This window comes from Burkholderia sp. Ac-20384 (assembly GCF_017104605.1).
GTDB classification, from domain to species: domain Bacteria; phylum Pseudomonadota; class Gammaproteobacteria; order Burkholderiales; family Burkholderiaceae; genus Burkholderia; species Burkholderia lata.
This window is the reverse complement of the sequence record NZ_JAAGPE010000104.1, coordinates 12,966-28,671: the sequence shown is the minus strand read 5'-3', so window position 1 is coordinate 28,671 and position 15,706 is coordinate 12,966. Positions and strand designations below refer to the sequence as shown.

The 15,706-nt window shown below is 65.4% G+C and carries 13 protein-coding genes and 1 pseudogene; 11 read left to right on the top strand and 3 right to left on the bottom strand.

Annotation, left to right across the window (positions count from 1 at the left end; genetic code table 11):
- From G3O00_RS20440 to map, 3 genes and pseudogenes are all read right to left on the bottom strand, one after another.
- Positions 1-202: pseudogene (locus G3O00_RS20440) on the bottom strand (pseudouridine synthase); the annotation flags it as partial.
- A 16-nt stretch (positions 203-218) separates the two neighbouring features.
- Entirely contained in the window at positions 219-2,795 is a 2,577-nt protein-coding gene (locus G3O00_RS20435) for a [protein-PII] uridylyltransferase (RefSeq protein ID WP_174930988.1), read from the bottom strand.
- A gap of 45 nt (positions 2,796-2,840) precedes the next feature.
- Positions 2,841-3,656 (bottom strand): type I methionyl aminopeptidase, encoded by an 816-nt coding sequence (map, locus tag G3O00_RS20430; protein ID WP_174918842.1) that lies wholly within the window; start codon positions 3,654-3,656, stop codon positions 2,841-2,843.
- Between the two features lie 379 nt (positions 3,657-4,035).
- Between map and rpsB the strand changes: the two genes are divergently transcribed.
- The 11 genes from rpsB to lpxD all read left to right on the top strand — a co-directional run bounded on the left by rpsB (position 4,036) and on the right by lpxD (position 15,619).
- On the top strand, positions 4,036-4,776 hold the full coding sequence (gene rpsB, locus G3O00_RS20425; RefSeq protein WP_011352461.1) for a 30S ribosomal protein S2: 741 nt from the start codon (positions 4,036-4,038) through the stop codon (positions 4,774-4,776).
- A 162-nt stretch (positions 4,777-4,938) separates the two neighbouring features.
- Entirely contained in the window at positions 4,939-5,820 is an 882-nt protein-coding gene (gene tsf, locus G3O00_RS20420; protein WP_011352460.1) for a translation elongation factor Ts, read from the top strand.
- 163 nt (positions 5,821-5,983) lie between these two features.
- Entirely contained in the window at positions 5,984-6,697 is a 714-nt protein-coding gene (gene pyrH / locus G3O00_RS20415) for a UMP kinase (protein WP_011352459.1), read from the top strand.
- 91 nt (positions 6,698-6,788) lie between these two features.
- Positions 6,789-7,349 carry a ribosome recycling factor gene (gene frr / locus G3O00_RS20410; protein ID WP_011352458.1) on the top strand — a complete coding sequence of 187 codons (561 nt, stop codon included), beginning with the start codon at positions 6,789-6,791 and terminating at the stop codon, positions 7,347-7,349.
- A gap of 49 nt (positions 7,350-7,398) precedes the next feature.
- Positions 7,399-8,181 carry a polyprenyl diphosphate synthase gene (uppS, locus tag G3O00_RS20405; protein WP_206144119.1) on the top strand — a complete coding sequence of 261 codons (783 nt, stop codon included), beginning with the start codon at positions 7,399-7,401 and terminating at the stop codon, positions 8,179-8,181.
- Complete coding sequence (locus G3O00_RS20400) at positions 8,175-8,996, top strand: phosphatidate cytidylyltransferase (RefSeq protein ID WP_206144118.1); 822 nt, start codon at positions 8,175-8,177, stop codon at positions 8,994-8,996. Before uppS ends, G3O00_RS20400 begins: the two co-directional genes overlap by 7 nt.
- A 15-nt stretch (positions 8,997-9,011) precedes the next feature.
- A complete protein-coding gene (locus G3O00_RS20395; RefSeq protein ID WP_011352455.1) occupies positions 9,012-10,208 on the top strand; it encodes a 1-deoxy-D-xylulose-5-phosphate reductoisomerase in 1,197 nt (398 codons plus the stop codon).
- A gap of 11 nt (positions 10,209-10,219) precedes the next feature.
- Positions 10,220-11,590, top strand: a complete 1,371-nt coding sequence (gene rseP / locus G3O00_RS20390) for an RIP metalloprotease RseP (protein ID WP_206144117.1) — start codon at positions 10,220-10,222, stop codon at positions 11,588-11,590.
- A gap of 61 nt (positions 11,591-11,651) precedes the next feature.
- Complete coding sequence (gene bamA / locus G3O00_RS20385; RefSeq protein WP_011352453.1) at positions 11,652-13,961, top strand: outer membrane protein assembly factor BamA; 2,310 nt, start codon at positions 11,652-11,654, stop codon at positions 13,959-13,961.
- Between the two features lie 64 nt (positions 13,962-14,025).
- Positions 14,026-14,523 carry an OmpH family outer membrane protein gene (locus G3O00_RS20380; RefSeq protein WP_011352452.1) on the top strand — a complete coding sequence of 166 codons (498 nt, stop codon included), beginning with the start codon at positions 14,026-14,028 and terminating at the stop codon, positions 14,521-14,523.
- 16 nt (positions 14,524-14,539) lie between these two features.
- A complete protein-coding gene (gene lpxD / locus G3O00_RS20375) occupies positions 14,540-15,619 on the top strand; it encodes a UDP-3-O-(3-hydroxymyristoyl)glucosamine N-acyltransferase (protein WP_011352451.1) in 1,080 nt (359 codons plus the stop codon).
- Positions 15,620-15,706 lie beyond the last annotated feature (87 nt).

The following is a 15,706-nucleotide window of genomic DNA, read 5'->3' as shown; positions in this document are numbered from 1 at the left end:
GTTCGGTGCCCGCGACGGCGCGCGGCTTGAACGGGCGTTCGCCGGCGGCGGCCGGGGACGCCTTCTTCGGGCGGGCCGGCTTGTCCCCCGCGGGCGGTGCAGCGGGGCGTACCGCCTTGCGTGCGACGAGGCTGCCGGAGCGGACAGGGGCGCGGGTCGGCGACGCCGGCTTCGGATTCTTGACGGTTAATTTGGTGCGCATAAACGCTGGAATTCATTCAGACTGCGATCGCACGCAGCAATTCGGTTTCGAGCTGGATCTGCAGGCGGTTGTCGGACAGGCCGGCACCCGCAAGCAGGAAGATGTCCTCGACGCGTTCGCCGAGCGTATTGATCCGCGCCGCGTGGACGCCGATCCGATGCTCGGCGAGTACGCGCGCGATCGAATAGAGAAGGCCCGGCCGGTCGTTGGCCGACACGGACAGGATGTAGTACTGGCCGCGCTCGTCGGCCCGCAGGTCGACGCGCGGCGTGATCGGAAACGTCCGGGACAGCCTCGACAGGCGGCCCTTGGACGGCTCCGGCAGCGGTGCGGTTTCGGTGAGCCGCGACGCGAGTTGCTGCTCGACGAGATTCGCGATGTCGCGATACCGCACGTCACGTTCGGTCTGCGTGACGATGAAGTTGTCGAGCGCATAGCCGTGCCGCGTCGTGCTGACGCGTGCATCGAGCACCGACAGCCCGTTGCGGTCGAAATATGCGCAGATGCCCGCGAACAGGTCGGGGCGATCCTTCACGTACACGAGCACCTGCAGCGCGTCGCCGATCGGCGACGGCCGCGCGCGGACGATCGCGGTTTCGGCGTTCACGTGCCGGTACAGCACGCGTGTCTGCCACGCGATGTCGGCCGCGTCGTGACGCAGGAAAAAGCCGACGTCGAGCTGATCCCACAGCGCGCGATGCGCGTCGTCGGGCACGGTCTCGAGGCGCAGCAGTGCGAGCGCCTGCTCCTGCCGCGACTTCAGCTCCGAATGCGCGTCGGGGTTGGCCCCGCCGAGCACCGCGAGCGTGATGCGGTACAGGTCCTCGAGCAGCTTGCCCTTCCACGTGTTCCATACCTTCGGGCTCGTGCCGCGGATATCGGCGACGGTCAGCAGGTACAGCGCGGTGAGGTACCGTTCGTTGCCAACGACTTCGGCAAAGCGCTTGATGACTTCGGGGTCGCTCGTGTCCTGCTTCTGCGCGACCTGGCTCATCGTCAGGTGATGCTGGACGAGCCACACGATCAGCGCCGCGTCGTCGCTGGCGATACCGTGCTCGCGGCAGAAGCGCCGTGCGTCGGCCATCCCGAGCGTCGAATGATCGCCGCCGCGGCCCTTCGCGATGTCGTGGAACAGTGCCGCGACATACAGCACCCAAGGGCGCTCGAAGTTGCCGATCAACTGGCTGCAGAACGGATATTCGTGCGCATGCTCGGCCACCGCGAAGCGGCGGATGTTGCGCAACACCATCAGGATGTGCTGGTCGACCGTGTACACGTGGTACAGGTCGTGCTGCATCTGGCCGACGATGCGGCGGAAGTTCAGCAGGTAGCGGCCGAGCACGCTCGTCTGGTTCATCAGCCGGAACGCGTGCGTAATTCCTTCGGGTTGCTGAAGGATCCGCATGAACGTGTCGCGGTTCTGCGGATCGCGGCGCCACGTGTTGTTCATGATCTCGCGCGAGTTGTACAGCGCGCGCAACGTGCGGGCGGACAGGCCCTTCACGCCGCGGGTCGTCTCGTACAACAGGAACGCTTCGAGGATCGCGTCGGGGTGGCGTTCGAACACGCCGTCGTCGACGATCTCGAGCATGCCCTGCTTCTCGACGAAGCGGTCGGGCGACAGCACGCGCGTGATGCCGCTCGTTGCGGGGAACAGCTGCGCCTCGATGTTCTGGATCAGGATCGTCGCGAGCTGCGTGACGGCTTTCGCGGCCCAGTAATAGCGGCGCATCAGCTGCTCGCTCGCGCGCTTGGCTTGCGTCGGCTCGTAGCCGAAGCTCTCGGCCGCCTGCGTCTGCAGGTCGAACACGAGCATGTCCTGGCGGCGGCCGGCGATCACGTGCAGCCGCGCGCGCAGCGTCTTCAGGAAACCTTCGTTGCGGCGCAGCTCGCGCGCTTCGCGATCGGTGATGAGCCCGCGCGTGTCGAGTTCGCGCCAGCTGCTGCCGAAACCGGCCGCGCGCGCGATCCAGAGGATCGTCTGCAGGTCACGCAGCCCGCCTGGGCTTTCCTTCACGTTCGGTTCGAGGCTGTACGGCGTGTCCTGGAATTTCGCGTGGCGCTGGCGCATCTCGAGCACCTTCGCGGTGAAGAACGCGCGGGCGTCGAGCGCCTCGTGGTAGTGCACCGTGAAGCGCTCGAACAATGCGGTGCTGCCGACGATGCGGCGCGCTTCCAGCAGCGAGGTCTGCACCGTGACGTCCTGCGATGCTTCCTCGATGCATTGCGCGACCGTGCGCACGCTGCTGCCGATCTCCAGGCCGAGATCCCATGCCATGCCGATGAAGCGCTCGATGCGCGCGTCGAGCGCCGGGTCGTGCGCATCGGGCAGCAGCACGAGGATGTCGACGTCGGAATAGGGCGCGAGCTCGCCGCGCCCATAGCCGCCGACGGCGACGAGCGCGAGCGTCGCGGGCAGCCCGCAGTCGTCCCACACGCGCTTCAGCGCTTCGTCGGTGAGTTTCGACAGCGCGTGCATCAGCGACGCGACGTTCGCCGCGCGGCGAAAGCGCTCGAGCATCTCCGTCTTGGCGGCCTTGAATTCGGCGCGCCGCGACAGCGCTTCGGGCGAGGGGGCAGCGTGAGCGCTCATGGGCGGCCGTTCAGGTGCGGGTGGGGCGGGCTGGCGCGACGGCGCTCAGACGGCGGCTGCCGGTTGCGCGAACACGGGGCGCGCCGGCGTGCCGGCGGACACGGTCAGCACGTCGTAGCCGGTTTCGGTGACGAGCACCGTGTGCTCCCACTGCGCCGACAGGCTGCGGTCGCGCGTCTTGACCGTCCACTGGTCGGGCATCGTGCGGATGTCGCGCTTGCCGGCGTTGATCATCGGCTCGATCGTGAAGATCATCCCGGCCTTCAGTTCGATGCCGGTGCCCGGGCGGCCGTAGTGGACGACCTGCGGATCTTCGTGGAACACCGTGCCGATGCCGTGGCCGCAGTATTCGCGCACGACGCTGTAGCCCTGCGCTTCCGCGTGCTTCTGGATCGCGTAGCCGATGTCGCCGAGGTGCGCGCCGGGCTTGACCTGGTCGATGCCGAGCCACATGCATTCGTAGGTGGTCTGCACGAGGCGCTTCGCGAGGATCGAGCCTTCGCCGACGATGAACATGCGGCTCGTGTCGCCGAAGTAGCCGTTCTTGATCACGGTGACGTCGATGTTCAGCGCATCGCCGTTCTTGATCACCTTCTCGCCGGGAATGCCGTGGCAGATCACGTCGTTGACCGAAATGCAGGTGGCCTTCGGGTACGGCGGGTAGCCGGGCGGCTGGTAGTTCAGCGGCGCGGGGATCGTGCCCTGCTCGTTGAGCATGAACTCGTGGCAGAGGCGGTCGAGTTCGGCGGTCGTGATGCCCGCGACGACGTGCGGCGTGATGAAGTCGAGCACTTCGCTCGCGAGACGGCAGGCGACGCGCATCTCGGCGATATCGTGTTCGTTTTTGAGCGTAATAGCCATCGAGGTATGCCTGGAATGCGGTGAATTGACGGATTATCGCACCTTCTGGCAGGCGTCGCAGCCCCTGCCGGCGGCGCGGATGCGGGTTTTCGCGGATTGTCCGGCCGGCTGCCGCGCGGCAAGCGAAAGTGGTGCGCGACTTGAGAGCGGACAAATCGGCGTGCTATACTCTTTGGCTAAGTCGATATCCAATTGCCGAACTTGCCCCATGTTGGGGCGGTGTGGCGGATAGAAGGCTTGCGGCACGGGCGTTTTGCACGTGTCGAATCGCAAGCCGGCGCAACCAGGGTGCCGGCCGCGCGGAATTCGCGCCCTTCGGGGTGGGATCGCGCGGCGGTACGGCGGCCGGCTTAAGACCCAACCCTCGTGGAGAATTTACATGGCAGTTACGATGCGCCAAATGCTGGAAGCGGGTGTCCACTTCGGTCACCAGACGCGCTTCTGGAACCCGAAGATGGCTCCGTTCATTTTCGGTCACCGCAACAAGATTCACATCATCAACCTCGAAAAGACGCTGCCGATGTTCACGGACGCACAGAAGTACGTGCGCCAGCTGGCAGCAAACCGCGGCACGATCCTGTTCGTCGGCACGAAGCGTCAATCGCGTGACACGATCGCCCAGGAAGCGCAGCGCGCAGGCATGCCGTACGTCAACGCGCGCTGGCTCGGCGGCATGATGACCAACTTCAAGACGCTGAAGGTTTCGATCAAGCGCCTGAAGGACATGGAAGCGGCTGTCGAATCGGGCGAAACCGAGAAGATGAGCAAGAAGGAAGCGCTGCTGTTCGAACGTGAAATCGCCAAGCTGCAGAAGTCGATCGGCGGCGTGAAGGACATGGGCGGCATTCCGGACGCAATCTTCGTCGTCGACGTCGGCTACCACAAGATCGCCGTGACCGAAGCGAACAAGCTGGGCGTGCCGGTCATCGCCGTGGTCGATACGAACCACTCGCCGGAAGGTGTGGATTACGTGATCCCGGGTAACGACGACTCGAGCAAGGCAGTCGCGCTGTACGCTGAAGGCGTGGCCGACGCGATCCTCGAAGGCCGTGCGAACGCGGTCAACGAAGTGGTCCAGGCCGCGCGCGGCGACGACGAGTACGTCGAGGAAAACGCGTAACTGGCCCCGAGCCGGCGCAAAAAGGGGGCTCTCAACAGGCCCCCTTTTTTTAAGCTTGTGCGCCGGACCTGATCGCGCCGAATCGGCGCGGGTCCGGAACCGAATCTCGGCCGTTCGCGTCCAAGCGGGCGGCGTTGTGAATACAGACTCAAGGAGCGAATGATGGCGGCAATTACCGCAAGCATGGTGGCAGAACTGCGCGCAAAGACCGACGCACCGATGATGGAGTGCAAGAAGGCGCTGACGGAAGCCGACGGCGATCTGGCCAAGGCTGAAGAGCTGCTGCGCGTCAAGCTCGGCAACAAGGCGAGCAAGGCGGCATCGCGCGTGACGGCAGAAGGCGTCGTCGCATCGTTCGTCGGCGGCAACGCAGGTTCGCTCGTCGAACTGAACTGCGAAACCGACTTCGTCGCGAAGAACGACGATTTCCTCGCATTCTCGAAGACGGTTGCAGAACTCGTCGCGACGCAAAACCCGGCTGACGTGGCTGCGCTGTCGGCACTGCCGCTCGAAGGCTCGACGGTCGACGCAGTGCGCCTGGCACTGGTCGGCAAGATCGGCGAAAACGTCTCGATCCGCCGTTTCGTCCGTTTCGAAACCGCAAACAAGATCGCAACGTACCTGCACGGCGCGCGTATCGGCGTGATCGTCGAGTACACGGGCGCGGAAGAGCAGGTCGGCAAGGACGTCGCGATGCACATCGCGGCAATGAAGCCGGTCGCGCTGTCGTCGGCTGACGTGCCGGCAGAACTGATCGACACGGAACGCCGCGTGGCCGAGCAGAAGGCTGCGGAATCGGGCAAGCCGGCTGAAATCGTCGCGAAGATGGTCGACGGTAGCGTCCAGAAGTACCTGAAGGAAGTGTCGCTGCTGAACCAGACGTTCGTGAAGAACGACAAGCAGACGATCGAGCAGATGCTGAAGGCAGCGAATGCCGCAGTGCAGAAGTTCGCGCTGTTCGTCGTCGGCGAAGGCATCGAGAAGCGCCAGGACGACTTCGCCGCCGAAGTGGCCGCGCAAGTCGCAGCAGCAAAGCAGCAGTAAGCCGTAAGCAGTCAGGCAGTATCCGCGGCGGGCGTCCGCTCCGCCGCGGTCGGCGCCGCCGCCGGCCGGCCGGGAAACCCGGTCCGACCGTCGGCGCTTGCCCGAATCAGTATTTCGCCCCTACAGTTCGTGGTTGTCATCCTCTCGTCGCTCGGAAGCCCCTATGTCCAATGCCTATAAACGCGTCCTTCTCAAACTCTCCGGCGAAGCGCTGATGGGCGACGATGCCTTCGGCATCAATCGCGCGACGATCGAACGGATGGTGGCCGATATCGCCGAAGTCGTGCGTCTCGGTACGCAGCTCGCGGTCGTGATCGGTGGCGGTAATATTTTCCGCGGTGTCGCGGGTGGCGCGGCCGGCATGGATCGCGCAACGGCAGACTACATGGGGATGCTCGCGACGATGATGAACGCGCTGGCGCTGCAGGACGCGATGCGCCACGCCGGCATCGAGGCGCGTGTGCAGTCCGCGCTGCGGATGGACCAGGTCGTCGAGCCGTACATCCGGCCCCGCGCGATCCGTCAGCTCGAGGAAGGCCGCGTCGTGATCTTCGCGGCCGGTACGGGCAACCCGTTCTTCACGACGGACACGGCCGCCGCGCTGCGCGGTTCGGAAGTGGGCGCCGAGGTCGTATTGAAGGCGACCAAGGTCGATGGCGTATATTCTGCCGATCCGAAGAAGGATCCGTCGGCCACGCGCTACACGACGATCACGTTCGACGAGGCGATCAGCCGCAACCTGCAGGTGATGGACGCGACGGCCTTTGCGCTGTGCCGCGACCAGAAGCTGCCGATTCGCGTGTTTTCGATCAACAAGCCGGGCGCGCTCAAGCGCATCGTGCTGGGCGAGGACGAAGGTACGCTCGTCCACGTGTAAACTCCCGCGGATGCGGGCCATCGGCCGCGGCGCGCCAGATGCGCCGGGTGGGGTCCGCGTTCTTTGAAGGTTTGAAGGTTCGGAGGTTGAAATGAGTGTCGCTGATACCAAGAAGGGCGTCGAGCAGAAGATGCAACGCTCGATCGATGCATTCAAGAGCGATCTGGCGAAGATCCGTACGGGCCGTGCGCACACCGGCATGCTCGATCACGTGCAGGTTGACTACTACGGGTCGATGGTGCCGATTTCGCAGGTTGCCAACATGACGCTCGTCGACGCGCGCACGATCGGTGTGCAGCCGTGGGAAAAGCCGATGGTTGCGAAGGTCGAGAAGGCCATTCGCGAAGCCGATCTCGGCCTGAACCCGGCAACGTCCGGCGACCAGATCCGCGTGCCGATGCCCGCGCTGACGGAAGAGCGCCGCCGCGAGCTGACCAAGGTCGTGAAGAGCGAAGGCGAAACGGCCAAGGTCGCGATCCGCAACCTGCGTCGCGACGCGAACGAAGCGCTCAAGAAGCTCGTGAAGGACAAGGAAATCTCGGAAGACGACGAGCGCCGCGCGAGCGACGACGTGCAGAAGCTGACCGACAAGCACGTTGCCGAAATCGACAAGCTCGTGCAGAGCAAGGAAGCCGAGATCATGACGGTCTGACGACCGTCCTCGCGCGCCGCCTTCTTCCCGCATTACTGTCTCAACGGCCATGACCTATACCAGCTCTACCGTTCGCGTGCCTGACGTCGGCGTCGTGCCGCGTCACATCGCGATCATCATGGACGGCAACGGCCGTTGGGCGACCGAACGCCGCTTGCCGCGCGTCGCGGGGCACACCCGCGGCGTCGATGCCGTGCGGGCGGTGGTCGAAGGCTGCGCGCGCGCCGGCGTCGAATACCTGACGCTGTTCGCGTTCAGTTCGGAGAACTGGCGCCGTCCGAACGACGAAGTGTCGTTCCTGATGCGCCTCTTCATCACCGCGCTCGAGCGCGAGGTCGGCAAGCTTCACGCAAACGGGATCCGCCTGCGTGTCGTCGGCGATCTCGACCGTTTCGAGCCGCGCATCCGCGAACTGATCCGCCGCGCCGAAACCAAGACGGCGCGCAATACCCGTCTTACGCTCACCATCGCGGCCAACTACGGCGGCCGGTGGGACATCCTGCAGGCGACGAAGAAGCTCATCGAGCAGGCCGTGCGCGAGGGGCGCGAGGTCGAAGTGACCGAGGACGCGTTCGCGCCGCACCTGGCGATGGCCTATGCGCCGGAGCCCGATCTTTTCATCCGTACCGGTGGCGAGCAGCGCGTCAGCAACTTCCTGCTGTGGCAACTCGCGTACGCCGAATTCTATTTCACCGACAAATACTGGCCGGATTTCGACGGCGCGGCACTGACCGACGCAATGGCGTCGTATACGGAGCGCGAGCGCCGCTTCGGCCGCACGAGCGCACAGCTCGAACCGCAATCGCAGAACGCCGACTCCCTTTCATGCTGAAAACCCGTGTGATCACGGCGATCGTGATGCTGGCGGTCCTGCTGCCAGTGACGCTGTTCGCGCCGCTCACCGCGTTCGGCGCGCTGATTGGCGTCGTGCTCGTGTTCGCCGCGTGGGAATGGGCGCGCCTGCTCAAGCTCGGCGGCGCCGGCCCGGTCATCTATGCAGTCGTCGCGGCGCTGGCGCTCGCGGCAACGGCGCCGCTCGGCGTCGATGCGGCCTCGTCCCGTCCCCTTTTCATGGCAGCCGGCGTGTTCTGGCTGCTGGTCGGCCCGTTCACGCTGCGGCGCAAGCCGGCGCTCGCGGGCGGCGCATGGCGGCCGTTCCTGCTCGCGGCCGGCCTCGTGGTCTTTGCGGCCTGCTGGCATGCGCTCGTCGCGGCGCGTGCGCAGGGCGTGCCGTTCGTGCTGTCGCTGCTTCTGGTCGTCTGGCTCGCCGATATCGGTGCATACTTCGCGGGCAAGGCTTTTGGAAAGCGTAAACTGGCCATCACGATCAGCCCCGGCAAGAGCTGGGAAGGCGCGATCGGTGGCTGGCTCGCGGTGATGGTCGTCGCCGGTGTCGCGATGGCCGCGCATGCGTTCGAGCCGACCCTGTTTTCCGCGTTCGCCGTGCGCTACGGGATGCCCGGCGCATGGGCCGCACTGACGCTGCTGGTCGCGTATAGCGTGATCGGCGACCTGTTCGAGTCGCTGCTGAAGCGGCAGGCGGGCGTGAAGGATTCGAGCGGACTGCTGCCTGGCCATGGCGGCGTGCTCGACCGTGTCGACGCGCTGCTGCCGGTGCTGCCGCTCGCGATGCTGCTGCTTGGTTAAACCATTATTTCTGTTATGCAAAAACGTCTGACATTGCTCGGTTCCACGGGCTCGATCGGAGACAGCACGCTCGACGTGGTCGCGCGCCATCCCGAGCGCTTCTCGGTCTATGCGCTGACCGCACACCGCAACGGCGACAAGCTGGTCGAGCAATGCCTGCGCTTCGCACCCGAAGTGGCGGTGGTCGGCGATGCCGCGACGGCCGCGCACGTCGACGCGAAACTGCGCGCGGCGGGCAGCAAGACGACCGTGCTGCACGGGCCGCAGGCGCTCGTCGACGTGTCGAAGAGCGATGGCTGCGACACGGTGGTCGCGGCGATCGTCGGTGCGGCCGGCATGGCGCCGAGCCTCGCGGCCGCGCGCGCCGGCAAGCGCATCCTGCTTGCGAACAAGGAAGCGCTGGTGATGTCGGGCGCGATCTTCATGGACGCGGTGCGCGACCATGGCGCGATCCTGCTGCCGGTCGACAGCGAACACAACGCGATCTTCCAGTGCATGCCGCGCGACGCGGCCGAGCACGGCGGGATCTCGAAGATCATCCTGACCGCGTCGGGCGGCCCGTTCCGCACGCGCGAGCCGGCCACGCTCGTCGACGTGACGCCGGACGAGGCGTGCAAGCATCCGAACTGGGTGATGGGCCGCAAGATCTCGGTCGATTCGGCGACAATGATGAACAAGGGCCTCGAAGTGATCGAGGCGCACTGGATCTTCGGCCTGCCGGGCGACCGGATCGACGTGCTGATCCACCCGCAGAGCGTGATCCATTCGCTCGTGTCGTATCGCGACGGCTCGGTGCTCGCGCAGCTCGGCAACCCCGACATGCGCACGCCGATCGCGTACGCGCTCGCGTTCCCCGAGCGTGTCGATGCGGGCGTCGACCAGCTCGACCTCGCGCAGATCGCCCAGCTGTCGTTCGAGAAGCCCGATTACGCGCGCTTCCCGTGCCTCGCGCTCGCGCTGAAGGCGCTTGAGGAAGGCGGCATCGCGAGCGCCGCATTGAACGCGGCGAACGAAGTCGCGGTCGAAGCGTTTCTCGAGCGCCGCATCGGCTTCATGGCGATTGCGGCGACGGTCGACGCCGTGCTCAACACGTTGCCGAACCGTACGCCCGACGGGCTCGAGGACGTCCTGGCGGCGGATGCCGAGGCACGCCGCCTCGCCGCCGAGATCATTGCGAAAGCGCCTGCGCCACGCGTGGAGCGCACTGTCTGAATGGGGTGCTCATGAACGTGCTGGTCGAACTGATCGCGTTTGCGGTGGCGATCGGGGTGCTGGTCGTCGTGCATGAGTACGGACACTATCGCGTCGCGCGCTGGTGCGGCGTGAAGGTGCTGCGTTTCTCGATCGGCTTCGGCCAGCCTGTCGCGCGCTGGGTCAGCCGCAGGACGGGCACCGAGTGGACGCTGTCGGCGCTGCCGCTCGGCGGCTACGTGAAGATGCTCGACGAGCGCGATCCCGGCCCCGGCATCCCGCCCGAGGAGCTCGGCCAGGCGTTCAACCGGCAGTCCGTCTACAAGCGCATCGCCATTGTCGCAGCCGGCCCGATTGCCAACTTCTTGTTGGCAATTGCGCTGTTTTCCATCGTATTTGCCACCGGTGTAACCGAGCCGACCGCGATCGTCGCACCGCCGGCCGCCGGCACGGTGGCGGCGCGCGCGGGCTTCGACGGCAACGAGAAGATCGTGTCGATCCGCAACGCGCAGGGCGGCGAGTCCGAACCGGTGCGGTCGTGGTCGGACCTGCGCTGGAAGCTGCTGGCGGCTGCGTTCGACCACCGCGAGATCGTGCTCGGCGCGCGCGACGGCAACACGACGTTCGATTTCCGCGTCGACCTCCGCAATGTTCCCGAAAGTCAGCTCGACGACGATTTCATGGCCCATCTGGGCTTCGAGGCCGGCGGCGGTACGCTGTCGGTCGAGTCGGTGCAGCCCGGCAGCGCGGCGGAGCAGGCGGGCCTGAAGCCCGGCGACAAGCTGGTCGCGCTCGACGGCAAGCCGATCGGCGGCGCGTCACGCTTCATCGATTTCGTGAAACACCATGCGGGCAAGCCGCTCGACCTGCAGGTCGAGCGCAATGGCGCCGCGCAGGCGGTGTCGATCGTGCCGCAGATGCAGCGCGACGACGAATCGGGGCAGCAGGTCGGCCGTATCGGCGCGGCGCTGTCGATGCATGCGCCGTCGGTCGACGTGCGATACGGGCCGATCGACAGCCTGCGGCTCGGCGCGCACCGCACGTGGGACATCTCCGTGTATTCGCTGAAGATGTTCGGGCGCATGATCACGGGCAATGCGTCGCTGAAGAACCTGTCCGGCCCGGTGACGATCGCGGACTACGCGGGCAAGAGCGCGCGGCTCGGTCCGTCGGCGTTCCTGTCGTTCCTCGCCCTTGTCAGCATTAGCCTTGGCGTCCTGAACTTGTTGCCGATTCCCGTTTTGGACGGGGGGCATCTGTTATATTATGCGGTTGAAGCCGCGACCGGGAAAGCCGTCTCGGAGCGCTGGCAGCTGATTCTGCAAAGAGCCGGGTTGATCTGCATCGTCGCATTGTCGGCGATCGCGCTGTTCAACGATCTGGCTCGGTTAATCCATTTCTGAAGCGTCAGGCGGCGGCCGCTGGGCAGCCGCCTGATTTGATGCAGCTAAATATTGGGGATGCATGTTGTTCAAACCTCATCGCTTTGTACCTAAGACAGTTGCAGCGGCCGCGCTCGCCGCGCACGGCCTCGCGGCGCATGCAGCGGCACCGTTCGTGGTGCAAGACATCAAGATCGAGGGGCTGCAGCGCGTCGAAGCGGGTTCGGTGTTCGCCTACCTGCCGATCAAGCAGGGCGATACCTTCACGGACGACAAGGCATCCGAAGCAATCCGCGCGCTGTACGCGACGGGCTTCTTCAACGACGTACGCATCGCCACCCAGGGCAACGTCGTGATCGTGCAGGTGCAGGAGCGTCCGGCCATTGCGTCGATCGACTTCACCGGCACGAAGGAATTCGACAAGGACAACCTGACGAAGGCGCTGCGCGCAGTCGGCCTCGCCGACGGCCGCTACTACGACAAGGCGCTCGTCGACAAGGCGGAGCAGGAGCTCAAGCGCCAGTACCTCACGCGCGGCTTCTACGCGGCCGAGGTCAAGACGACGGTCACGCCGGTCGACGCGAACCGCGTGTCGATCCTGTTCGCGGTGGCCGAAGGCCCGAGCGCGAAGATCCGCCAGATCAACTTCATCGGCAACAAGGCGTTCAAGACGAGCACGCTGCGTGACGAGATGCAGCTGTCGACGCCGAACTGGTTCTCCTGGTACACGAAGAACGACCTGTACTCGAAGGAAAAGCTCACGGGCGACCTCGAAGCGGTGCGCTCGTACTACCTGAACCGCGGCTATCTCGAGTTCAACATCGATTCGACCCAGGTGTCGATCTCGCCCGACAAGAAGGACATGTACCTGACGGTCACGTTGCACGAAGGCGAGCCGTACACGGTGTCGGGCATCAAGCTGTCGGGCAACCTGCTCGATCGCGAAGCCGAACTCAACAAGCTGATCAAGATCAAGCCGGGCGATCGCTTCTCGGCCGAAAAGCTGCAACAGACCACCAAGTCGATCGTCGACAAGCTCGGTGAGTACGGTTACGCATTCGCGACCGTCAACGCGCAGCCGGACATCGACCAGGCGAACCACAAGGTGAACCTGAACCTCGTCGTCGATCCGAGCCGCCGTGTGTACGTGCGCCGCATCAACGTTGTCGGCAACACGCGTACGCGCGACGAAGTGGTGCGTCGCGAAATGCGCCAGCTCGAAAGCTCGTGGTTCGATTCGAACCGCCTCGCGCTGTCGAAGGATCGCGTGAACCGTCTCGGCTACTTCACCAACGTCGACGTGACGACGGTGCCGGTCGAAGGTACGAACGACCAGGTCGACGTGAACGTGAAGGTCGATGAAAAGCCGACCGGCGCGATCACGCTGGGTGCCGGCTTCTCGTCGACGGACAAGGTCGTGCTGTCGGCCGGCGTGTCGCAGGACAACGTGTTCGGTTCGGGTACCAGCCTGTCGGTGAACGTCAACACCGCAAAGAGCTACCGTACGCTGACCGTCACGCAGGTCGACCCGTATTTCACGGTCGACGGCATCAAGCGGATCACGGACGTCTACTACCGCACGTACCAGCCGCTTTACTATTCGACGAGCTCGAGCTTCCGGATCATCAGCGCGGGCGGCAACCTGAAGTTCGGCATCCCGTTCTCGGAAGTCGACACCGTCTACTTCGGCGCGGGCTTCGAGCAGAACCGTCTCGACGTCGATTCGAACACGCCGCAGAGCTACCAGGATTACGTGAACCAGTTCGGCCGCGTGTCGAACACGGTGCCGCTGACGATCGCGTGGTCGCGCGACGCGCGTGACAGCGCGCTGATTCCGAGCCGCGGCTACTTCACGCAGGCGAACATGGAGTACGGCGTGCCGGTCGGCAAGATCCAGTACTACAAGGCCGACCTGCAGGCCCAGTACTACTATTCGTTCTCGCGCGGCTTCATCCTCGGCATGAACCTGCAGGGCGGCTACGGTAACGGTATCGGCAACCCGTACCCGATCTTCAAGAACTACTACGCGGGCGGTATCGGCTCCGTGCGTGGCTACGAGCCGAGCTCGCTGGGCCCGCGCGACACGAAGACGAACGACCCGATCGGCGGTTCGAAGATGCTCGTCGGCAACATCGAACTGACGTTCCCGCTGCCGGGCACGGGCTACGACCGCACGCTGCGCGTGTTCACGTTCCTCGACGGCGGTAACGTGTGGGGCAACGCGCCGGGCGGCACGAGTACGGGCGCCAACGGCCTGCGTTACGGCTACGGTGTGGGTCTCGCGTGGATCTCGCCGATCGGCCCGCTGAAGCTGAGCCTCGGCTTCCCGCTGCAGAAGCACGAAGGCGACCAGTACCAGAAATTCCAGTTCCAGATCGGGACGGCGTTCTGACCGAACGCATGACAACAGCAACGAGAGGGTAATTTTGCTAACCGGTAAGTTTTCGAAACGAGTGATGTGCGCGCTGACCGTTGCGCTGGCCTTGGGCGCGGCAACGGTGCACGCACAGGACGTCGCCCGCATCGCGGCAGTCAATTCGGATCGGATCCTGCGCGAGTCGGTGCCCGCGAAGGCGGCGCAGACGAAGCTCGAAGCCGAGTTCGCGAAGCGTGACAAGGATCTGCAGGATCTGGCGGCGCGCCTGAAGTCGATGTCCGATTCGCTGGACAAGAATGGCGCGTCGCTGTCGGCGGCCGATCGCGCGCAGAAGCAGCGCGATCTCGCCCAGCTCGATACCGACTTCCAGCGCAAGCAGCGCGAGTTCCGCGAAGACCTGAACCAGCGCCGCAACGAGGAACTGGCGGCCGTGCTCGAACGTGCGAACAAGGTCATCAAGCAGATCGCCGAGCAGCAGAATTACGACCTGATCGTGCAGGAAGCCGTGTACGTCAGCCCGCGCATCGACATCACCGACAAGGTGCTCAAGGCGCTCGCGTCCGGCTCGACGAACTGAACGGAGCAGACGACGAATGGCATTGACGCTTGAGGAACTCGTAAAGCGGTTCGGCGGCGAGATCGCCGGCGACGCACAGTGCAAGGTGGGCGGGCTCGCACCGCTCGACCAGGCAGGCCCGCAGCAACTCGCGTTCCTCGCGAATCCGAAGTACCTGTCGCAGGTCGAGTCGACCCGCGCCGGCGCGGTGCTGATCGCGCCGAAGGATCTGGAAAAGCTGGGCGCGGCCGCTGGCGGTCGCAACTTCATCGTCACGCCGAATCCGTACGCGTACTTCGCGCGCGTCGCGCAGATGTTCATCGACCTGGCCACGCCGCAGCGTGCCGCCGGCGTGCATCCTAGCGCGACGATCGATCCGGCCGCGCAGGTCGCCGCGAGCGCGGTGATCGGCCCGCACGTGACGGTCGAGGCCGGTGCTGTGATCGAAGACGGCGTGCAGCTCGATGCGAACGTATTCGTCGGCCGCGGCACGACGATCGGCGCGGGCTCGCACCTGTATCCGAACGCGTCGGTGTACCACGGCTGCAAGGTCGGCCCGCGCGCGATCATCCATGCGGGCGCCGTGATCGGCTCCGACGGCTTCGGCTTCGCGCCGGATTTCGTCGGCGACGGCGACGCGCGCACCGGCAGCTGGGTCAAGATCCCGCAGGTCGGCGGCGTCACGATCGGGCCGGACGTCGAGATCGGCGCGAACACGACGATCGACCGCGGCGCGATGGCGGATACCGTCATCGAAGAATGCGTGAAGATCGACAACCAGGTGCAGATCGGCCACAACTGCCGGATCGGCGCCTACACGGTGATCGCCGGCAGCGCCGGGATCGCGGGCAGCACGACGATCGGCCGCCACTGCATGATCGGCGGTGCGGCGGGGATCGCCGGCCACGTGACGCTCGGCGACTATGTCATCATCACCGCAAAATCGGGCGTATCGAAGTCGCTGCCGAAGGCCGGCATCTATACCAGCGCGTTCCCAGCCGTCGACCACGGCGAATGGAACAAGAGCGCCGCGCTCGTGCGCAACCTCGACAAGCTGCGCGAGCGCATCAAGGCGCTCGAAGCCGCGCTCGCCGCCCAGGGCGGCACGGACGCCTGAGCGCATCATGCGAGACCTCGAACCGGGTACGGCCAGCGCAACCGGCCCGGTTTGCCAGACTGGGCCGCACGGCGGCCCGCTTCAGCC